This window comes from Aerococcus sp. UMB7834 (assembly GCF_030215145.1).
GTDB lineage: Bacteria > Bacillota > Bacilli > Lactobacillales > Aerococcaceae > Aerococcus.
Window position 1 is genome coordinate 1 of sequence record NZ_JASOLI010000015.1, and the last position, 20,258, is coordinate 20,258.

General features: G+C 44.5%; 19 protein-coding genes, 2 tRNA genes and 2 rRNA genes. 18 read left to right on the top strand and 5 right to left on the bottom strand.

All coding sequences use genetic code 11. The features are described 5' to 3' along the window. The 6 genes from QP339_RS09395 to QP339_RS09420 all read left to right on the top strand — a co-directional run. Positions 1–301 (top strand): 23S ribosomal RNA (locus QP339_RS09395); the annotation flags it as partial. An 84-nt stretch (positions 302–385) separates the two neighbouring features. Then, positions 386–501 (top strand): 5S ribosomal RNA (rrf, locus tag QP339_RS09400). A 10-nt stretch (positions 502–511) separates the two neighbouring features. After that, a tRNA-Asn gene (locus tag QP339_RS09405) sits at positions 512–585 on the top strand. A gap of 17 nt (positions 586–602) precedes the next feature. Further along, a tRNA-Thr gene (locus QP339_RS09410) sits at positions 603–675 on the top strand. 133 nt (positions 676–808) lie between these two features. Next, positions 809–2,164, top strand: coding sequence for a GntP family permease (locus QP339_RS09415; protein WP_284911296.1), 1,356 nt, complete (start codon positions 809–811; stop codon positions 2,162–2,164). 155 nt (positions 2,165–2,319) lie between these two features. Continuing rightward, positions 2,320–3,453 carry an aminotransferase class I/II-fold pyridoxal phosphate-dependent enzyme gene (locus QP339_RS09420; protein WP_502869665.1) on the top strand — a complete coding sequence of 378 codons (1,134 nt, stop codon included), beginning with the start codon at positions 2,320–2,322 and terminating at the stop codon, positions 3,451–3,453. 181 nt (positions 3,454–3,634) lie between these two features. Here the strand turns inward: QP339_RS09420 and QP339_RS09425 are convergent, their stop codons facing one another. From QP339_RS09425 to QP339_RS09435, 3 genes are all read right to left on the bottom strand, one after another. Beyond that, the gene (locus QP339_RS09425) at positions 3,635–3,832 is read right to left on the bottom strand and encodes a type II toxin-antitoxin system antitoxin (RefSeq protein WP_070431540.1); all 198 of its coding nucleotides are present in this window, start codon (positions 3,830–3,832) and stop codon (positions 3,635–3,637) included. A gap of 2 nt (positions 3,833–3,834) precedes the next feature. Next, positions 3,835–4,845 (bottom strand): SPFH domain-containing protein, encoded by a 1,011-nt coding sequence (locus QP339_RS09430; protein ID WP_284911309.1) that lies wholly within the window; start codon positions 4,843–4,845, stop codon positions 3,835–3,837. A gap of 193 nt (positions 4,846–5,038) precedes the next feature. Then, a complete protein-coding gene (locus QP339_RS09435; RefSeq protein WP_284911297.1) occupies positions 5,039–5,350 on the bottom strand; it encodes a hypothetical protein in 312 nt (103 codons plus the stop codon). Between the two features lie 119 nt (positions 5,351–5,469). Between QP339_RS09435 and QP339_RS09440 the strand changes: the two genes are divergently transcribed. The 9 genes from QP339_RS09440 to yidD all read left to right on the top strand — a co-directional run bounded on the left by QP339_RS09440 (position 5,470) and on the right by yidD (position 10,650). Continuing rightward, positions 5,470–5,763: a GNAT family N-acetyltransferase gene (locus tag QP339_RS09440; protein ID WP_070431542.1), complete on the top strand. Its 294-nt coding sequence runs from the start codon at positions 5,470–5,472 to the stop codon at positions 5,761–5,763. Between the two features lie 86 nt (positions 5,764–5,849). Next, on the top strand, positions 5,850–6,278 hold the full coding sequence (locus QP339_RS09445; protein WP_067973799.1) for a universal stress protein: 429 nt from the start codon (positions 5,850–5,852) through the stop codon (positions 6,276–6,278). Positions 6,279–6,526: 248 nt separating this feature from the next. Then, complete coding sequence (locus QP339_RS09450) at positions 6,527–7,423, top strand: LysR family transcriptional regulator (RefSeq protein WP_284911298.1); 897 nt, start codon at positions 6,527–6,529, stop codon at positions 7,421–7,423. Between the two features lie 447 nt (positions 7,424–7,870). Then, positions 7,871–8,062 (top strand): hypothetical protein, encoded by a 192-nt coding sequence (locus QP339_RS09455; RefSeq protein ID WP_284911299.1) that lies wholly within the window; start codon positions 7,871–7,873, stop codon positions 8,060–8,062. A gap of 209 nt (positions 8,063–8,271) precedes the next feature. After that, positions 8,272–8,850 carry an alkaline shock response membrane anchor protein AmaP gene (gene amaP, locus QP339_RS09460; RefSeq protein ID WP_070618130.1) on the top strand — a complete coding sequence of 193 codons (579 nt, stop codon included), beginning with the start codon at positions 8,272–8,274 and terminating at the stop codon, positions 8,848–8,850. Positions 8,851–8,867: 17 nt separating this feature from the next. After that, a complete protein-coding gene (locus tag QP339_RS09465) occupies positions 8,868–9,083 on the top strand; it encodes a DUF2273 domain-containing protein (RefSeq protein ID WP_070618126.1) in 216 nt (71 codons plus the stop codon). 79 nt (positions 9,084–9,162) lie between these two features. Beyond that, the gene (locus tag QP339_RS09470) at positions 9,163–9,612 is read left to right on the top strand and encodes an Asp23/Gls24 family envelope stress response protein (RefSeq protein WP_284911300.1); all 450 of its coding nucleotides are present in this window, start codon (positions 9,163–9,165) and stop codon (positions 9,610–9,612) included. 152 nt (positions 9,613–9,764) lie between these two features. Further along, positions 9,765–10,346, top strand: a complete 582-nt coding sequence (locus QP339_RS09475; protein WP_284911301.1) for a DJ-1 family glyoxalase III — start codon at positions 9,765–9,767, stop codon at positions 10,344–10,346. Beyond that, entirely contained in the window at positions 10,339–10,650 is a 312-nt protein-coding gene (yidD, locus tag QP339_RS09480) for a membrane protein insertion efficiency factor YidD (protein ID WP_284911302.1), read from the top strand. Before QP339_RS09475 ends, yidD begins: the two co-directional genes overlap by 8 nt. Here yidD and QP339_RS09485 read toward each other — a convergent pair. Then, entirely contained in the window at positions 10,647–10,925 is a 279-nt protein-coding gene (locus QP339_RS09485) for a hypothetical protein (protein ID WP_284911303.1), read from the bottom strand. The two genes, yidD and QP339_RS09485, sit on opposite strands and share 4 nt — an antisense overlap. Positions 10,926–11,230: 305 nt before the next feature. Between QP339_RS09485 and QP339_RS09490 the strand changes: the two genes are divergently transcribed. Both QP339_RS09490 and QP339_RS09495 read left to right on the top strand, forming a co-directional pair. Next, positions 11,231–12,961, top strand: coding sequence for an ABC transporter ATP-binding protein (locus QP339_RS09490; protein ID WP_284911304.1), 1,731 nt, complete (start codon positions 11,231–11,233; stop codon positions 12,959–12,961). Further along, positions 12,958–14,754 (top strand): ABC transporter ATP-binding protein, encoded by a 1,797-nt coding sequence (locus QP339_RS09495; protein WP_284911305.1) that lies wholly within the window; start codon positions 12,958–12,960, stop codon positions 14,752–14,754. Before QP339_RS09490 ends, QP339_RS09495 begins: the two co-directional genes overlap by 4 nt. A gap of 185 nt (positions 14,755–14,939) precedes the next feature. On the opposite strand, the gene QP339_RS09500 is transcribed toward QP339_RS09495, so the two are convergent. After that, positions 14,940–16,487, bottom strand: coding sequence for an AcpB/EbpR/MafR family transcriptional regulator (locus QP339_RS09500; protein WP_284911306.1), 1,548 nt, complete (start codon positions 16,485–16,487; stop codon positions 14,940–14,942). Positions 16,488–16,941: 454 nt separating this feature from the next. On the opposite strand from QP339_RS09500, the gene QP339_RS09505 reads away from it, so the two are divergent. Continuing rightward, on the top strand, positions 16,942–20,258 hold a 3,317-nt coding region (locus QP339_RS09505), incomplete at its 3' end, for a lectin-like domain-containing protein (RefSeq protein ID WP_284911307.1).

The following is a 20,258-nucleotide window of genomic DNA, read 5'->3' on the forward strand; positions in this document are numbered from 1 at the left end:
ACAGTTCGGTCCCTATCCGTCGCGGGCGTTGGAAATTTGAGAGGAGCTGTCCTTAGTACGAGAGGACCGGGATGGACGCACCGCTGGTGTACCAGTTGTTCCACCAGGAGCAGAGCTGGGTAGCTATGTGCGGCAGGGATAAGCGCTGAAAGCATCTAAGCGTGAAGCCCCCCTCGAGATGAGATTTCCCATACTTTTAAAGTAGTAAGACCCCTGAGAGATGATCAGGTAGATAGGCTGGAAGTGGAAGTATAGCGATATATGGAGCGGACCAGTACTAATCGGTCGAGGACTTATCCAAAGGATAAGATTGTATGAGTGGTTGGGTAATTACGAGCAGGTTCAGTTTTGAGAGAACAAGCTTTTCTCAACTAAATAGAAATTGTGCGGTGGTAATGGCAAGAAGGTCACACCTGTTCCCATGCCGAACACAGCAGTTAAGCTTCTTAGCGCCGAATGTAGTTGGGGGTTGCCCCCTGTGAGACTAGGACGCTGCCGCGCAGTTTATTATTCCGCAATAGCTCAGTTGGTAGTAGCGCTTGACTGTTAATCAAGATGTCGTAGGTTCGAGTCCTACTTGCGGAGTTTTTCTTTTATAGTTTGCTGCAGTAGCTCAGTCGGTAGAGCGTCGCCTTGGTAAGGCGGAGGTCGTGGGTTCAAATCCCATCTGTAGCTTCATTTAAGGGGCCTAGTTCAAACTAGGTCTTTTTTCTTGCTTTATTGGTTAATTTAAGCGGTCATGTTCGCAATTTGTTTTTTTATTTGATAGACTAAATTAAAATGGATAACTTAATATAAGGAGATTATTATGGAAATTATTGGATTTATTGGCGTTTTAGCTGCCATCTGTTTGATTATCCTCTTTTCAGCTAAGGGGCTCAATATATTAATTGGGGCTCCTCTAGCGACAATGGTAGTCTTAGTAACGAATCGCATGAATGTATTGGAATGGATGCTCAGACCTGAGCAGTCTTATCTGGCTTCAGTGGGTGATTTCTTTGTCAGTATGTTCGCACTGTTTATCTTGGGGACGATTCTGTCACAGTACATGCAGGATTCCCATGCGACGACTTCGATTGCGCGGACAGTCTTAAAGATTGTGGGCCGGGACAAACCTTTTAATGCTCTCTTTGCTCTCGCTGTTATTGGGCTTTTAATTTCCTATGGGGGGATCAACTCGGTAATTGTTTACTTCGCGATTATTCCAATTGCTCACTCGGTCTTTAAGGAACTGGATATTAACTGGCGCTTGATCTGTATCCCTGTCTTCTTAGGGGTGGCGTCAATTACGATGACCATGCTGCCAGGGACCCCTTCACCAACCAATGTTATCCCAGCAGAAGCTCTGGGCACATCGATGACGGCTGGGAAATTGCTCGGTTTCGGGGCGTCGATTGTAGCCTTTATTTATGGGGTAGTCTATATGAAATTCCGTCTAGATAAGAGCTTGGCCAATGGTGAGACTTTCTATTCTTACCTGGAGGATACGGACCAAGAGATGGAAGATCCTGATGAATCTGATCTGGATGAAGAGGAAGTGGCTGAGGAAGATATTCCACCTTTCTTCTTGAGTATCTTGCCGATGTTAGTCTTGATTGCGATTATCTTTATGTTTAGTGAAGTGACTAATATTGTTGTCATTGCCCTCCTAGCGGCTGTTTTACTCTGTGCTATTTTCTTCAGAAAGTATTTGAATTCTTCGGATAAGGAACTCTTGAATGAGGGGGCAGCAGATGCTGTAATGCCAACCCTAGCTATGGGGAGTACGGTGGCATTCGGGACGGTCTTGATTGAGTCGACAGGTTTTAACTTCATTGTGACCTTCTTAAACAGTGTTCTTGCCAACCCAGTCTTACGCTTGACTATTGTGTCCGTTGCCTTGGGGGCAATTACTGGTTCTTCTTCAGGGACAGTGGGGATCTTAGTCAATACGATGGCACCAGAGATTATTGCTGAGGGGGTTGACCCTGTTGTCGTTCACCGGATCTCAGGTGTGGCCTCTTCAATCTTTGCCCTCCTCCCCCATGCCGGAGCTTACATTACCTTTAGTTCTCTAACGCATCTGCCTCAGAAGTCGACTTATCGTGATTCCTTTGCGATTGTCGGTGGCTGTCACTTCGTTGCTTTAATCACCATGTTAGTGATCACTTACTTCTTTTATTAAAATTAGCCGGCAATCTTTGTCATTGCCTAGCTGCACCCTAGCTTATGTCGCAAGCTGGGGTGTTTTTGATTGTGATCAGGAGGAAAAATGATTGATCGCTTTTGGCGAACATAGGTGTTCTCTTATTAATCGCTTTTAGCTAAGGATTCCATGCTATGATGAATGATAAATATAGAGAACAGGGGCAGATGAATATGAAACATATTGAAACGATTTTGGCGCAGCTAGGTAACCACAGCGATCCGCGGACGGGGGCGATTAATACGCCGATCTATCTCAGTACGGCTTATGCCCACCCACACTTGGGGGAATCGACGGGCTATGACTATGTGCGCACCGCGAATCCGACTAGAGATGTCTTACAGTCGGGGATTGCAGAGCTCGAAGGGGGCAAATATGGCTTCGCAACGGCTTCAGGGATGGCAGCTATCCAGTTAGTCCTGGAAGGTCTCTTAAAGGCTGGCGACAGGATTGTTACCCTCCAAGATCTCTACGGGGGGTCTTACCGTTACTTCCACCATATGGAAGAATTAGGGATCTATCAATTTGAATACTGTTTGGACCAAGCAGCTTTGGAGGCTGCCTTGAAGGAAGAGACGGCCATGGTCTTTATTGAAACCCCCACTAACCCCTTGATGGTGGAATTTGATATTGAAGCTATTGCTGAATTGGCCAAGGCAGCCGGTGCGCTCTTAGTGGTCGACAATACCTTCTATACACCGATTATCCAACGGCCTTTAGAGCTTGGAGCAGATGTCGTTGTGCATTCGGCTACTAAATACTTGGCTGGCCACAATGATGTTCTAGCTGGCTTGGTGGTCTGTTCGCGCGACGACCTGGGGGAAAAATTAGACTTCCAATTGAACACAACGGGCTCGACCTTGAGTGTCTTTGATAGTTGGTTAGTAATCCGGGGCTTGAAGACCTTGGCCCTTCGCTTCAAGCAGCATGAGAAGAATGCGCGGGCTATTGTGGACTACCTGAAAGAGGAGCCCCTGGTGACAGCGGTTAATTATCCTGGCCGTGGGGGGATGCTGTCCTTTGCTATTAAGGACACGGACTTGATCAGTGACTTCCTCCAGGCCCTAGATATTATTACCTTTGCGGAGAGTTTGGGTGGGGTGGAGAGTTTGATTACCTATCCTAAGACCCAGACCCATGCGGATATTCCTGAAGAGGTCCGGCTATCTTACGGGTTGACAGATGAAATTTTACGGATTTCGACGGGGATCGAATCTGATGAGGACTTGGTGACTGATTTGAAACAGGCTTTTGATGCTGTACGCTAAATCTTTATAGAAGAAGAAAAAAGGAAGCCAAAGCGATAACTTTGGGCTTCCTTTTTGTGCGTTAAAGGCCTTTTGCCGGTAATGGTTGATGGATAAGCAGCTGGAACTTTGACTATAAGTTCACCTGCAATTCTTACGATATATATGCTGAAATGCTTCGTCATGATAGAAGGCATATTCCCTAGTCAAGCTCAGGTTCGAAGTGGTCGTCCTGGCTTTCAGACACGTACTTGCCATTCTTCTTGTGCTGTTTGACGCAGGCGGTGAGAAGATATTCGATCTGACCATTGATCGAGCGGAAATCATCTTCTGCCCAGGCTGCGAGTTCTTGGTAGAGCTTGTCGGAAATCCGGAGGGGGACTTGTTTCTTCTTCGCCAAGGCTAGTAGAGGCTCCCTGAATTGACAATGGGTGAGACGTCGTTATTTCCGCATAAGACGACGAGGAGGTTGGAGACCATGGCAGCCTTGCGTTCTTCATCGAGTTCGACGACGGACTCTTCTTCTAATTTGGCCAGGGCCATATCGACCATGCCGACTGCACCGTCTACGATCATGGCGCGGGCATCGATCAGGGCGGAGGCTTGTTGGCGTTGGAGCATGGCAGCTGCGATTTCTGGTGCATAGGAGAGGTGGGTGATTCGGGCTTCCAGGATTTCTAAGCCAGCGAATTCTACCCGGTCTTGGATTTCATCCTTGATGCGTTGGGCCACAATTTCCGAAGACCCGCGTAAGGACCCATCGTCAGGTTCGCCGTCCCCGCTAGTGTCGATAGGAACGCGAGGATTGACGTCATAGGGATACTGGCGGATGATATTGCGCAGGGCAGTATCTGTTTGTAAGGAGAGGTATTCCTTGAAGTTATCAACATTGAAGACCGCCTTAGCCGTGTCGTTAACCTTCCAGATAACAGCGACACCAATCTCAACCGGGTTGCCCAGATAGTCATTGATCTTTTGCTTGGAATTGTTGAGGGTCATGACCTTCATTGAGATCTTCTTATCCTGACGATTGAGGTTCAAGCTAATGGCTTCCTTATCTTGGCTGGCCCCGCTTGTTTGTTCGCTCACATCTCCGCTCTGTCCTAGCTTGGTCTGGGCCGCTGGGTTAAAGGCCTGGGCGAAGGGGTTGACATAGTAGAAGCCTGCGCCTTTGAGCGTCCCGTAGTAATGGCCAAAAAGGGTCAGAGCCAGGGCTTCCTGGGGTTTGAGGACCTTGAGACCAAAGAGTAAGATCCAGCCAAATACAATATAGATAGCAGCTAGGGCAATCACCAAGCCCACATTATGGTTAATGCCCCAGATAAAGGCTAGGACGGCGACCACTAGTAAGACGAAATAGGCGGTCAAGACGACCATGCCCTTCTGCTTGCCGACAAGCACCTTCTCTTCGATCTTATCGCTGTGGACCAACTGCTGGCCCAGCTGGTCAATTTGATTCTGGTTCTTCTTCATTTCAACGTCCTCCATTCTATTTGATATCATAATGATATCACTTTATCTTATCTAAAGCAAGAAAAGCCTTACAAAAGAAAAATCTCTAGCCCGATTGTATGGCTAGAGATCAATGAGGAAAATAGGCTAGGCTTCAGCAGCCTTGTTGGTAGCGAATAGCAGCCAGTTTAAAGGCTTCGTAGCTATCATAGGGGCTATGGGCCGCAATGATAGGGTCCAGCCGGTCGCTGGGCAAATCTTCCATGGCTTCCAGGCTATCCACTCCGACTTGGGCCAGGAGGTCACCCTTGGAGACTAGGTCGGAATGAGCCTGGAGGAAGCTGTTGCTGAAGAGCTGGTCCAGGTCGCTGGTAGCCACTTTCTCTTTTGTCTTCTTTTTCTTTTGAGCCAGGTCAAAGCGGTCGCCGAAACCTTTGAGCTGTGTGATATCGAATTTGAATCCCATGTGATCGACTCCTTTCTTCTAGTATAACCACCTGGCCGGTAAAAGCAAGGGGACAAGGCTCTGGCGGGGAAATTTATGTAAAAGATGTTAGAATAGGACTTAGAAAGGAGCGATGTCGAATGGCTAATGAAATTGTCAAAGAAAACAACGCTTATGTAATTCGTTCAGAAGAAGGCGAAAAAATCGCTGAAATTACTTATTCCCCAGCTTCCGAGGATTTTGTGATTGCTGACCATACTTTTGTCGATGAGAGCTTGCGCGGGCAAGGAATTGCCGGTAAGTTGCTGGACCACCTGGTGGCTGAAATGTCTAAAGAAGGCAAGCAAATTAAGGCCCTCTGCCCCTATGTTGTCCGCAAATTCCAGGAAAATCCTGAAAAATATGACGCCATTAACTTCGATAAGAAAGATTAGGCAAAGGAGCTAGAAAGCGCTTGCTTCCCTCTGCTTTTGGGCTATAATTAGGTTAGTAGAAAAAATAGTTCACGGAGGGGATTATAATGAAAGAGATTAAACGTATTCTAGCCCCTGTGGATGGGTCGACACCCGCCAAAGCGGCCTTAGAAGCAGCAGTAGACTTAGCCCAACACCATGGGGCTGATCTGACTATATTGAACGTGATTGATGACTTCGGTGCTTATACGGATGCTAGCGATTATACCAAGCTGAGTGATATCTTATATGACAAGAACCGGATCAAGTTGGAAGAGGATGAAGCTTACGTCAAGTCCCTGGGCTTTGATCGGGCCGAGATTAAGCTGCTCAGAGGTGAAGCCAAGGATGAGATTGTGTCCTATGCTGAGGCTAATGATATCGATCTGATTGTTGTGGGCTCAACCGGTAAAGGCAGCATTCGCCGGGCCCTCTTAGGCTCTGTGTCATCCTATATTGTCCGCCATGCCCACTGCGATGTCCTCGTGGTGCGCTGATCGGGGACTTTTGGAATTTCGATAAGCAGTGTTCGCTTTTAGGTGTCAGTGATTCGGTCCAAGGATTAAAATGACCGCTTAGAAGCTTGTTTTGATAAGCTTTCGGCCCTTTTTTGGGAACTCGTTAAATGAAGGAATAAGTGATGATGATAGGGACTCCGAGATTGGGGCCCCTATTTTTTGCTTGCGCAAGCGCGCTTATTTTTGTATAGTAAGTGATGATAAGAAGAGAGGCGAGGGATGCGACAATGAATTTTCATAAATTAAAGTATGTTGTAGTGGCAGCAGATAGTGGGTCCTTCCGGGAGGCTGCCCGCCGCCTGTACATGGCTCAATCCAGTCTATCCACTGCGATTAAAGAATTAGAAGAAGAATACCAGATCCAGATCTTTGAGCGGACCAAGCGGGGGATCTATATCACACCGGAAGGGAGCGAATTCCTCTCCTATGCCCGGGACATCCTCTCCCAAGTGGATGTCTTGGAGAAACGCTACCTGGAGCCAACGGGCAAGCAGATTTTCTCGGTGTCGGGCCAGCACTATGACTTTGCCTCCGAGGCCTTCTCCCAGCTGATTGCGGAATCGGACACCTCGCAGACAGACTTCCGTTTGCTGGAAACCTCAACCAAGGAAGTCCTCCACGATGTGCGGTCAGCCTACAGTGAATTAGGGATCCTCTACATGAATCCTAATAACCAGAAAGTCATCCAGCAATACCTGAACCGCCATGAGCTGGACTTTGTGGAGTTGGGTGAATTCTCAGTCCATATCTTTGTGGGCCATGACCACCCCCTAGCTGACCGAGACAGTGTGAGCTTAGAAGACCTGGAGCCCTATCCCTCCCTAGGCTTTGAGCAGAAGGAGAGCAATACCCTGCAATTCTCGGAAGAGGTGGTTGAAGGAGACAAGAAGGACCAGCAGCAAATTATGGTGTCTGACCGCGGCAGCTCCATCAATGTCCTGGTCAATACCGATGCCTACCTGATTGGCTCAGGAATCTTGAGTTCGCCCTTCAAGACCATGATGCGGACCATCCCTGTCCGCGACCAAGAACCCAACCATATCGGCTATATCCACGCTAGCTACCGCAAGCAATCCAACCTGGCCAAGCGCTATATCGAGCTCTTGACGGCTATGGTGGATTAATCGTATCAGTCAAGTGATGACCCCAAAACTTGGACAGAGTTTTGGGGGCTATTTCAATGGCTGGCAACTTATAGGCAGTCGATTCAAATTCTTTGAAAGCGGTTAGAAGACCTGTTAGGATGAGGATATGAGGAGTGGTTGAATGAGAAAGAGAGCTATATATTCACCTTTTGTCTTAATCCTTGATGTTGGTCTACTCGTTTTCTGGATTGTTTTGCAGGTTTACCTAGGATACTCCTGGAAAGAGGCTATATTTTCCGGATCAACTTGGTTGTTATTTCTAGCCGTTTTAGCATATGTTTCTAGCTTTATCAGGTATCACAAAAGGAAATGATTCCTTCGAAGTTTAATAAAGGGTGAAATGGTCTGGCAACTTATAGGAAATCAATTCGATTTTTTGAAAGCGGTTAGAAGATCTGTTAGGATGAGGATAAGAGGAGTGATCAAATGAAAAAAGAAACCATATATTCACCTTTTGCCTTAATCTTTGATATTGGCTTATTGGTTGCTTGGTTTATCTTACAAAACTATTTAGGTTTTACATTAAAAGAGACTCTACTATCTCCTTCCACTTGGTTTTTCTCTTTAGCTGTTCTAACTTATGTCTATCAATTTATTAAGTACCATAAGGGTAAATAATTGACTCTGACTTTAAGCTGCTGATAGGAGGCTGGGACAAAAGTTCCAGTCTCTTTTTTATTAGATATTTTTCGGCTTTTGGCGAATAGCTGCTTTAAATCCCAAAAAATACCCTTTTTGCAAGCGTATAATTTGCTTATTGTGGCTTGTATCCGCTAAAATGAAGGTATTAAGAAAGCAATATTTTGTTTCAGAGTGGAGGGATCTCAATGGGAGGCTTTCGTCGTTTTATCCAGATTGTCGTTACATTAATCTTTATTTTGGCCCTAGTTGCCGCCATTTCCTTGTTCTACCCAATTCCTTACCTATCCGCCTTTGCGATTAGTTACCTAGTTGGAAATTGGACCCTACGTTTGGTCGTGGCCGTGATTTTAGGTCTACTCTTGGTATACTGCGTCTTCCTATTCTTCAGAGCGCTATTTGTTGCCAGTAAGCACCGGAGAATGGTGATGGATGCGTCGCGCGGGGATATGAATGTATCCAAGCAAGCTATCGAAGCAACAGCTTTGAGTGCAGTCAAGCATGTGGGGAATATCTACTATCCAGATGCCAAGGTGACCATCTACGATAAACCTGAGGATACAGAAATCGATATCCAAGTGAGTGTTGGTGAGATGGATAATGTGCCAATGCTCGGTCAATTGATCCAAGAGCGCGTTCAAGCAGCCGTACAGCGGACCTTGCACCTCGATGTGCACCGGATTGATGTCAAGATTAACCAAGTGAGCCCGGCAGAGAGTCGTCAAGCCAAGCACTTGACCCGGCCAGCGCAACCACGTGTTAGATAGTCAGGAGGAGTCAAATTATGGATAATGAACAAGTAAAGAAAGTTTGGGACCAATACAGTGGTCGGATTATTGGTGCAGTACTCGGCTTTATTTTTGCCCTCTTATGGATGAGCATTGGCTTCGCTGAGAGCTTGCTGATTTTTGTGGTGATGGGGGCTGCCTACTGTGTGGGCGCTTACTTCGACGGAGAATTAGACCTTAACGCTTGGTTAAAATTCTTCAATATCAAGTGATATTGGTTTCATTTCTAGGTAATTTTTGTTAGAGTGAAGATAGTGTAAATGTAATAGTATAAGTAAAGGAGAGTTATTAATGTCTGAACAAGTTCAACATGAAAATGAATTAACCTATGAAGATAAAGTCATCCAAAAAATTGCTAACTATGCCGTACAAAACATTGATGGTATCTTAGAATTAAAAGGTGGCATGACTTCAGGTATCAAAGGTTTCTTCTCAGATAACGGGGAAGATGAAACTCGTGGCGTAAGCGCTGAAGTTGGTAAGAAAGAAGTAGCTCTCGACCTTGAAGTGATTGGGGAGTTCGGTAAGGACTTACAAAAAGCCTTCAAAGATACCATTAAAGTTGTCAGCGAAAACGTTGAACATATGACTGGTTTGAAGGTTGTTGAAGTTAACATGCATGTTAACGAAGTCTACACCAAGAGCGACTATGAAAAGAATAAGAGCGATAAGGAACGTGAACAAGAAGCGCGTCGCCGCAAAGAAGCAAGCGACTACTCCGGTTCTTCACGCGTTCAATAAGCATGATATAGAAGAGCAGGTGAGCTGCTCAGTAGAGAAGCTAGGACTAGTCGCCTAGCTTCTTTTTGTTTGATGAAGAAGACTGCAATAGCTTCGCTTCACAAAATTTAATGAAAGTCCTATAATTAAGTTAAGTAAAGGAGGAATCTATGATGCGTGCAATGATTTTACTTGGAAGTGGTTATGAAGAAGTGGAAGCTCTAACTGTGGTGGACTGGTTCCGCCGGGCTGGCCTCGGGATTGATATGGTTTCTGTGTCGGACGAATTGGAGACGGTGGGAGACCACCAGATTCACATCCAAGCAGACAAGCGTCTGGCTGACGTTGACCCCAGTCTCTATGACTTGATCGTTACGCCAGGGGGGATGCCTGCTTCGAAACAGTTAGCTGGAGACCAGGCTGTCCTTGATTTAGTTCAAAGCCACCATCAAGCTGGGAAGTGGCTGGCTTCCATCTGTGCCTCTCCGCTGATCTTGGAAGCTGCAGGAATTGCGGCAGAAGCTGTGGGAACCTGCTATCCAGGGATTGAAGAGACTGTTCACTTTAAAGACCATAAGGAAGACTTAGTGGTCGTCGATGAAGACGCTAAGTTGATGACTTCGAGGGGACCTGCGACGGCGACTTACTTTGCCCTCAAGCTCGTGGAACGTTTTGCCGGTGAAGAGGCTGCTAATGATTTGAAGCAGGCCCTACTCCTCGACCAAGTGGAAGCGAGTCAGGCTGGCCATGCTTAAGGCCCTCTTCCAAGCCCCCGTTCGTTTCTACCGGGCCTATATTTCGTCTTTATTTCCTGCCACTTGCCGCTACTATCCCTCTTGTTCGGCTTATATGCTGCGAGCCCTGGATAAGCACGGCGCCTTGAAGGGGAGCTTGATGGGGCTGGGGCGGATCTGCCGCTGCCACCCTTTCATTAAGGGCGGTTTTGACCCGGTACCTGACCACTTCACCCTCCGCCGCAACCGGGAGGAGATTTCGGAGGCTGAGCGGGCTCTCTTGATCCAGGCTAAGGCAGAAGAAATGAGCGACCAAGAGCTTTAGAAAATCCTAGTATTTTTTTCAAAAAGGGCTAAGGAAAAATTCACACTTAATTCACAGGGGACCCTTATAGTATAAGCATACCCAACAAACCCAAATAAACTTTTCTTCATATCTTTCTCCTCCAAATTGAAAGATAGCGAAAGAGGCTGAGCTGTGGAAAGGCCAGCCTTTTTCTTTTTGCCTAGGGTGTGAGCAAAGGCGGTTAGAAAGGGATGACTGGAGGCAAAAGGAATAAGAGCGGCTCTCAGCCGATCGTTTCCTTTTGCTGAAGTCACTCCCTTTCTGCCTTTGCGAACCCGCCTAGGGTGTGAGAGCGCGCGGTTAGAAGTGGACCTCTGGTTTTTGGTGAAGAGAAGCTATTTCTGCTAGCCTGAGCCTGACTACAGGGTGTGAGCAGTTCCCTCTAAACATTTAAAGACCAACTTCAAAAGCCTAACGGATGCTCACTCATACGATGTGGTAAAGCTTCAGGATTTTTTGAGTAAGCAAGCTTGAACTTTTGCTGGTAAGCCCCTATAATGACTAGGCGAGCTAATGTTGATGGCTCTATGATTATTTATAAATGGAGGGGTGTTGCGCTTTGAAGTTTATTTGGAAATATCTGAAGAAATATCCTGGCGACTTATTGATGTTGTTTCTAGGCATGGCTGCTTTTGTAGCGGTGACTCTAGGCCTACCAACCATGGTCGCTTTTATTATTGACCACGCCATTGTGGCAGGTAATATGTCTGTCTTTTACCGTTATATGGCCTATATGGTGGTCTTTGCCTTAGTTGGGGTGGTTGGTCAGCTGATGGCGTCTTACTTTATCAGTAAGATCGTCAACGATATGACCATGAAGATCCGCAATGATGTCTATGCGAAGATGCAGACCTTGTCCCACCATGAATTCCAAGAACTTGGGGTGCCGTCGTTAACGACACGAATTACAACGGATGCCTTTATTCTCTTGCAGTTTACGCAAATTATGTTGCGGACTGGGATGACATCGCCCTTGATGATTGCGGCGTCGATCTTTATGATTACAACCATTTCGCCGGCATTAGGGGCTTATATTATCCCCATTGTGCCGATTATCCTACTCTTGGTCCTCTTTATGTCCAAACTGACTCTGCCGATTTCAGAAGACCAGCAGGCGAGCTTGGACCGGATCAATCAGAGCCTGCGTGAGAACATTACGGGGACCCGGGTTGTGCGGGCCTTTAACCGCCAGGGCTATTTTGAGAAGCGCTTTGCCAAGGTGGCCAGTCTCTACAAGCGGCTCACCAAGAAGCTCTTCAAGTTAGTGGCGGTGACCCCTTCTGTCTTCAGTTTTCTCATTAATATTACGATTATTATGATTATGTTGGTGGGATCGCGTTATATTGAGCAGGGGCAACTCCAGGTGGGCAATCTCTTTGCTTTCATCGAGTATGCCTTCCACATCCTGATTTCCCTCATGCTTTTTGCCAATATTTATATGATGTATCCGCGGGCGGTGGTGTCGGCGGGCCGGCTCCAGGAAGTCTTGGACACGCCGATTACGGTTGAAAATCCTGACCATCCTGTGATGGAGACCGATGGCAGCGGGCGCTTGGAGTTCCGTCATGTGGACTTTGCTTATCCGGATGCTAGAGAGCCGGTCTTGAGAGATATTTCCTTTAGCTCCAAGGCAGGGGAAACGGTGGCCTTTATCGGATCAACAGGTTCAGGGAAATCAACCATTGTCAAGTTGATTCCACGTTTCTACGATGTGACCAAGGGGGCTATCCTGGTTGATGGGGTAGACGTTAGAGACTTGGACCTGGCTGTCTTGAGGGACAAGATTGGCTTTACCCCGCAGAAGGCTAACTTATTCACGGGGGAGATTGCCGACAACTTACGCTACGGCAAGGCTGATGCGACGGAATATGATATGGATGAAGCAACCTCCATTGCCCAGGCCCGTGAATTTATCGAGCGCTTAGAGACTCGCTACCATACCCAGCTGTCTGAGGGCGGAAGTAACTTATCAGGTGGACAGAAGCAACGCTTGTCTATTGCCCGGTCCATTATCGGGGGACGGGAGATTTATATCTTTGACGATTCCTTCTCCGCTCTCGACTATAAGACCGATGCGGCTGTCCGCCAAGCCCTCAAGGAAGAGACCAAGAATGCGACAACCATCATTGTGGCCCAGCGTGTGGGGACCATCATGCATGCGGACCAGATTATTGTGCTCGATCATGGGGAGATTGCGGCACGGGGGACCCACGAGGAACTTCTGAAGACGTCCCCGCTCTATTACGATATTGCCTCATCCCAACTTAGTGAGGAGGAATTGGCTCGATGAAATCTAGTGAACTCATGAAGCGTATTTGGACCTATCTGCGGCCCTATCGCTTACAATTCTACCTGGCGATTTTCGCCACTGTCGTGATGTCTATCGCCAATGCTTTAGAACCCTTTGTCCTCGGCTTGGCGATTACAGAGGTTGCCAACAATGTGATGGATATGGTCAAGGGGGTCCCTGGAGCAGGGATTAACTTCCCTTACTTGATTCGGATCCTAGCCATTTACCTGGTACGGGAGCTCTTTTTCCAAGCGGGCCAATACCTGGGCATTTACTTCCTAACCAATGCCACCCAGGATGCTATGTACGACCTGCGCCAGGATATCTCGCGTAAGGCCAACCGTCTACCGGTGGCTTATTTCGACCAGAACCAAACCGGGGATATCCTAAGCCGGATGACCAATGACGTGGATGCGATTTCCAATGCCATGCAGCAGTCCGCCATGCAGCTCTTTATTGGGGTCTTGCAAATCTCTTTAGCCGTGATTTCCATGCTACTCCTTGACTGGCAATTGGCCCTAATTAGCTTGGTCATGTTACCGGTGAGCTATTTCGTGGCACGGCGGGTGATCCACTATTCCCAGCCTATCTTTAAGGAACAGGCGGATGCTTTGGGCCATCTCTTTGGTTATACCCAAGAAAATTTATCTGGCTTTACCGAGATTAAGGTCTACAACCGCCAGGCAGAATCGATTGAGGAATTCAAAAAACGCAACAAGCAATTGCGCGATATTGGCTTTAAATCAAGTTTCTTGTCCACCATTCTCCAACCCTTGCTCAGCTTTATCTCCAATATTTCTTACATTGTTATTACCTTCTTCGGGTCGCTGAAGAGCTTCCAGGGGGTACTGACCGTTGGTAACCTCCAAGCCTTCCTGAATTATGTGTGGCAGATTAACCAGCCGATTAACCAGATTACCGAATTGTCTGGCTTGATCCAAAGCGCCTTCGCAGCGGGAGGACGGATTTTTAGCTTCCTGGATGAGGAAGAAATCAGCTCAGCTAGCGAAGGCCAGACCCTGCCTCGGCCAGTTAAAGGGCATGTGCGTTTCAACCATGTCCGCTTCGGTTATGATTCTGAGAACCCACTGATGAAAGACGTGAACTTCGAAGTGCAACCGGGGCAAATGATTGCCGTGGTTGGGCCGACCGGTGCTGGGAAGACGACCCTGATCAACCTCTTGATGCGCTTCTACGATATTGATGGAGGCAGCATTGAACTGGACGGGGTGAATATCCAGAATGTTTCCCGTGAAGACCTGCGGCGGAACTTTGGCATGGTCCTCCAAGATGCTTGGCTCTTCAATGATACGGTGATGGAGAATATCCGCTTCGGTAACTTGGATGCGGGGGACTATGAGGTCATTGAAGCGGCTAAGGTGGCCAATGTGGACCACTTTATCCAGACCCTACCTGGTGGCTATCAGATGGAAATTAATGAGGAAGCTTCCAACGTTTCGCTTGGGCAGAAGCAGTTGATGACCATCGCCCGGGCGGTGATTGCGGATCCGAATATTCTGATCCTCGATGAGGCTACCTCCTCCGTCGATACCCGCTTGGAACAATTGATCCAAGAGGCTATGGATAAGATTATGCAGGGGCGGACTTCCTTCGTGATTGCCCACCGCTTATCCACTATCCGCAATGCTGACATGATTCTCGTGATGCAGCAGGGGGATATTATCGAACACGGCACTCACGATGAACTCCTGGCCAAGGGTGGCTTCTATGCTGACCTCTACAATAGTCAATTCAATGAAGAAACCGCGACGGAGATTCATATGGGGTATTAGTGGGTGGTGCAGAGACTTTTGTTGAATGTTAAGAAGACTTCTCCTAATTTTTGCCAGAACATTGAAGATCGATTATTACCTCCAATAATATTTCTATCTGAAATATTTAATGAAAGAACCCCAACAGCTGTTGAAACTGTTGGGGTTTGGGCGTGGAAAATAAACTATCTCAAAGTATCAGTTGTCTAGTTTGGGCGTTTATTGTTGAACTTAAGATGATTAATCATATTGTAGATCCAACTTAGATCATCTAGAGTAAGTTCTGACGAGATGGTACGAACAGCAATTCTTTCGATATTTGTTAAAGGATAAGTGGTAAGTAGGATATCTAATTTTGAATGAGCTATTTTTCCAATGGCGTAAGTATCCGTAATCTTTTGAAGTTTGACAAGTGAACCAAAGAGAACTTGGAGTTTATTGCACAGTTCTTCTGTGATGTAGGAGCGGCTAGTATACACTCCAATATATAATTGATTATAGTCCTTATTGAAATGGTTTATCGTCAATGGATAGAAGGAATAGAAGTATGAAAACATAATTTCAGTTCTTTCCTTAGAAATATTATGACTGAACTGCTTCTGAAAATTCTCTAGAATTTTATAAAATTCAGTATAAAAACCGGGAACGAATAATTCCCATTTTTCCTTTAGATTACTCATCTCTAAAGTCGTAAAACTCATGTTGTTGTGAGTGTAAGCAGAGTCAAGGCTCCTATCGTCCTGACAACAATTGTAGAGTAGTAAGAGTAATAACTCTTTCTTGTCCTGGTCAAGAGCTGTGAGCTGATGCTGGTCAATCAAGGCATCTACTTCGTTGTAGAAAGTTTCGGCTGCTTTTGAACTTTTTTCGCAGGATTGGATAACTTCCTCCATGGAGTTGATAGCTAGGTAAGTTGAGTGCGGCGCTAGACCAACCAGTAATTGACGCACTGTGTTTGTATCAATAGAGACTCCCGCATCGTTTTCGAGATGGTAGATAGAGAATTGGGCTTTGGCGTTAATGAGATTTTCTTCTAAAGCAGATAAGTCTTTCGGTAGACAACTATCGGTTACCAAATTATTTGTCATACAACGAATTAAATTAATCGCGAGAATAATTTGAAACATCGGATGACTCGAATAGAGACTTAAGCTGGGGATGAAGTGCCTTAGAAATAAGGATAAATTATTAATATTCGAATGGGAAACCTCAGTGAAGGGCCATTCAGTTAAATTATAACCAAATTCGAAAAAGTCATAATAAAATTTTCGAATCCTTCGCTCTGGTCCTTCAATGGTAAATGGTTTTAGATTCAGTTTAAGGCCTGGGTAGAATTTATCAAAGAAAGCATTGATATTATCTATAATGCGGTAGAGCGTTGATCGGCTTACGAAAAGTTTATTCTGCATATAAGTGATAGAATGAATTTTCCGACTAAAGATAACACGGATAAATACGAAGTAGACACTAGTATGGAAGTAATATTGGTAGAATTCATTAGCTTGAGGAGGAAAGTCTTCACTTAGTCGAATGTATTTATATTTTACCTCGAATTGAAGTTTATCTGGAAATAATTGGATTAAGTGTTTGAGGTCAGAAATAATCGTTTGCGTTGAAACATTGAAATGTGTCTTGATCTCTTGTATAGATATAATCTTTTGTTGGCTTGAAATCAGATATTCAATAATACTTAGACGACGCTGATCTAACTTACTAAGAAGTTTAGTAATGTTATCCGAAGTATTTGTCTTCATAAAGGTACTTATCCCTCCCTTATTTTTATTTTAACCATCAAAGAAGACGACTAAGAGGTATGCAAGTCGCCTTTTTTGATTGTCACCTTCTCTAGAATAAATTTTTTGCTTCTCCTAATCATTGGAAAGAAAAAACTAGAAAAATAAAATAAGATGAAAGTTAAAAATAGAATAATATATATATTAAAACATAAATAAAGAGATTTAGGAACATTATATTCACTTATAAGCGTGCCAAAATTTTAAAAAAATAAAAAAAGATGATACAGATTTCGTTTGAAGCTAGTGAAATTATCAAAGTTAGACGCTATGATTTAAAGAGGAGTAGTTCCGTTAATTAAGGAAAAATTGCTATTAGTCTTACTGATAGTTCGTTACTCGAAAAAATATATTATATGAGGAGGGAGGTTAATCGTCATATCTCGTGTACTAATAAGATAAGGAGAATTATTATATGTTTGGTAAAAATAATACCTATATGAGAAAAAGAAAGAATGGAGAAAAGCTGACACAGTATGGTATTCGTAAATTAGGTGTCGGAGTCGCCTCAATAGCTGTTGCTGCGGGTATCTTACTTGGTCAAGGCTTAACTGTTCAGGCAGACGAGTTATCATTGGGAGAAGCTAGTCTGACTAGTGGGGGCTCTGATGCAAGCAGTGACACTAGCGAAGGGGATCTTAATACCTCTACCCCTCCACAAGAAGCCCCGGAAGACATATTAGTAGAAAAGCCCGCTAATCTACCTAAGCAGGTGGAGCCAGCCAACCTCAATCCGGCTCTTTTAGCCAAGGTACAAGCCGCTATTAGTGCAGCTGAAGAAGCGGTTAGTCAAGTTCAAACTAGTTTACTAGCAGCTAAGGCAGATCAGATCATTACCAACCAAGAGAGGGAATCTTTACTTGCTCTTATCAGCCAAGCTCAAAGCACAAAAAATACAGCTCTAGAAGCTGTCAATGCTTTGGATGAAGGCCCAGAGAAAGCAGAACTTTCCGCACGGTTAGATGCTCTTCAAGTTGCTGAAGCGCCTGCGCTTACATCCGATACCAGCAAGGACGATAAGACTAAAGTCGAAGATTCTTCTAAAGAAGACAACAAAGAAGTAGCCAAGGAAGAAACAGCCGAAACACATCATCAAATGGGTGAGAAGTCTCGAGTAAATGAAGTTCAAGATAGCTTGATGGCCGCTAACAATACTTCTGAATCAGCACACAATACTTTCCCAACACGGACTAACTTAAAAACAGACGCAGCTAAGGCTCAATTGACCTCCAATCTAAGCCCTAACGCTCGACTCTCAAGCCCACGCTACATGGAAGAGACAGCTGGAACAGCTCCAACTGAAAACAAACGCTCAAGAAGAGCCCGCCGTTCTTTAAGTAGTGAAGCAAGCTTGCGGAACGTAGCTGATAGTACGCGTGAAGTAGGAGGAGCTAACGAATCTGGAACGGCTCATAAGATAGATACTTCTAAAAAACCATTACGTAAATTTGCTTTAGGAGATGAACGTAATATTTATGCTGAAGATTATCGTGTTAAAGTAAAAAATGATAATATAGGAGATTACTTCCATATACTAGGCAAGTCGAATGATCCTAACTATAACCCGATTAACTATGATCCAGCAACAGGGATAGTTAAACTTACCGATGATGATAGAAGCCAAATAGGGCAGCTTAATTTAATGTATCCATTAGATGCTTCAAAATCTTTTACTTTTAAAGGAAAAGTTAACTTAGGAGACAAGTATGAAACGCATGGTAATGGGGGTGACGGGGTTAGCTTCGTCTTCAATTCTGATCCAACCCGTGATACAGGTAAAGAAGGTGCAGGTCTCGCCTTAGCAGGATTGAAAAATTCCTTTGGGTTTAAACTCGATACCTATCATAACACTTCTAAGCCAAGTGATAGACAAATTGAGAGAGATACACCTATCAATGATATTAAACGCTTCTCCTCGCGTAAAGAAACTGGGGCTTATGGTGCCTTCTTCTCGACAGATAATAGCGGAAAAGTTCAAGATTATTTTAAGAGAAATGGTAGTAAAGAAGAAAATCCGCAATTCTTAAATGTTCAACCAACTGATAATACACTTCAAAATTATACGGTAGACTATGATGCCGATTCAAAAGTCATGACAGTTACCTATGCGGGTCAAGTATGGAGACGTAATATATCTGATTGGATTAATGCAGCAAATAGGAATCGAGATAGTAAATATAACAATCTTTTTAAATTGAATATTTCAGCTTCCACCGGTGGAGCATATAATAAACAAGAAGTTCAATTTGAAGAATTTTCATTTACTGGGCGAGCAGTAGTAGTTTATCGATACATAAATAAGGCAACCAATCGTGAAATTGTTCCTGAAGAATTGTATCGGGATTATGTAAATGCTCCATTCTCATTCTTAACTAATTATGTTCCTGAAGGAAGTAATGGATTTGAATATTTTGGGAGTTATTGGCAAAAAACGGCATATCCAGATAGACCTACTAAAGCTGAAGTCATATCAGGACAAGAAGAAGGTAGAGTATATACACATTTTCAAAATGATCCATCTCTAATTGTTTATACATATACTGATATTAAGGCACCAGAATTAGTAACAAAAGAAATAGTTTATGAAGTTAACCAACCTGTAACTAATGAGATTAAATATGAGGTTGTAGCTATAGATAATAGTAATGACCAAGTGACTTTAACTTTAAATTCTTCTCTCCCTAGTGGTTTAGAATGGGTTGTTGAGGAAAAAGAAGATACGGTTCTTGCAACATCTGGGCGTGATCAATCAGGTGAGCAGCTTACTAAAGAAAGACGTAAGCATTACTATATTGTCGGAACTCCAGATAAAGTAGCAGACACAGTAATAAACGTAACTGCTACAGATACAAGCAACTTAACAACGAATGCATCGATTACTTTAAAAGTTAAAGATACGAAGAAACCTGTAATTAGCCAATTACAGAAGCAAACGGTTGAGCAAGAAGGAACAGTAGATATCCAACTAGCTATCACGGATAACTATGATAAGAATCCAACAATTACAAATATTACAGGGCTTCCATCTGGCTTAACTTGGAATAATGAATCTAAAAAGATAACAGGTATAGTGACAGGCGATGTAAATACCTATAATATAACAGTTGTGGCTAAAGATTCTTCAGGAAATTATTCGGATGGAATGACTTTCCAACTTGAGGTTACTCCTCCATCAAAAGCAGATATTTCTGATTTGCAAAAAGCCATTCAAGAGGGCTTGGCAGAGGGACAACTAGATGAAAAAATTCCAGAGCACAAGGCTCTTAAAGATGCTATTACTTCTGGGCAAACGTTAGTTGCATCTTCACCAAAGGCTAGTCAACAATCCGAAGTAACAGCTAAAGCAGCTGATATTCGAGCAAAAATTATAGATAAAAAAGTTGCGGATGCTCAAAAATTAGTTGATGAAGCAGTTGCTGAACATGCTAAATTAAAACAAGAGATCGAAACAGCTAAGACAGGTGTAGTCAACGCTGCTAAGAAGCAAGAACTTGAAGGCAAGATTAGTGCTGTTAATAATAAAATTCAAACCGCACGTCAAAAAGTAGAGACTTTACCGACTCAAGCTGCTGAGCAAAAAGCGCAAATGAATAGAACTCTTGATTCCTTAGCTCCTCTAAATGCTCCAGAAATTAATGATGCGAACAACAACGGCATTCCAGATGACGTGGATACGAAGATTGCGGACGCGGAAGCAGCCGTCGCTGCAGCTGAAAAAGCTGATAAAGCAGC

Bases quoted from the DNA above. Each gene is read 5' to 3' on its own strand.
- QP339_RS09440 (WP_070431542.1), top strand. From the start codon at position 5,470: ATGGCTAATGAAATTGTCAAAGAAAACAACGCTTATGTAATTCGTTCA.
- yidD (WP_284911302.1), top strand. From the start codon at position 10,339: ATGCTTAAGGCCCTCTTCCAAGCCCCCGTTCGTTTCTACCGGGCCTAT.
- QP339_RS09465 (WP_070618126.1), top strand. From the start codon at position 8,868: ATGGATAATGAACAAGTAAAGAAAGTTTGGGACCAATACAGTGGTCGG.
- amaP (WP_070618130.1), top strand. From the start codon at position 8,272: ATGGGAGGCTTTCGTCGTTTTATCCAGATTGTCGTTACATTAATCTTT.
- QP339_RS09435 (WP_284911297.1), bottom strand. From the start codon at position 5,350: ATGGGATTCAAATTCGATATCACACAGCTCAAAGGTTTCGGCGACCGC.
- QP339_RS09445 (WP_067973799.1), top strand. From the start codon at position 5,850: ATGAAAGAGATTAAACGTATTCTAGCCCCTGTGGATGGGTCGACACCC.
- QP339_RS09420 (WP_502869665.1), top strand. From the start codon at position 2,320: ATGATGAATGATAAATATAGAGAACAGGGGCAGATGAATATGAAACAT.
- QP339_RS09415 (WP_284911296.1), top strand. From the start codon at position 809: ATGGAAATTATTGGATTTATTGGCGTTTTAGCTGCCATCTGTTTGATT.
- QP339_RS09500 (WP_284911306.1), bottom strand. From the start codon at position 16,487: ATGAAGACAAATACTTCGGATAACATTACTAAACTTCTTAGTAAGTTA.
- QP339_RS09495 (WP_284911305.1), top strand. From the start codon at position 12,958: ATGAAATCTAGTGAACTCATGAAGCGTATTTGGACCTATCTGCGGCCC.
- QP339_RS09470 (WP_284911300.1), top strand. From the start codon at position 9,163: ATGTCTGAACAAGTTCAACATGAAAATGAATTAACCTATGAAGATAAA.
- QP339_RS09450 (WP_284911298.1), top strand. From the start codon at position 6,527: ATGAATTTTCATAAATTAAAGTATGTTGTAGTGGCAGCAGATAGTGGG.
- QP339_RS09455 (WP_284911299.1), top strand. From the start codon at position 7,871: ATGAAAAAAGAAACCATATATTCACCTTTTGCCTTAATCTTTGATATT.
- QP339_RS09475 (WP_284911301.1), top strand. From the start codon at position 9,765: ATGCGTGCAATGATTTTACTTGGAAGTGGTTATGAAGAAGTGGAAGCT.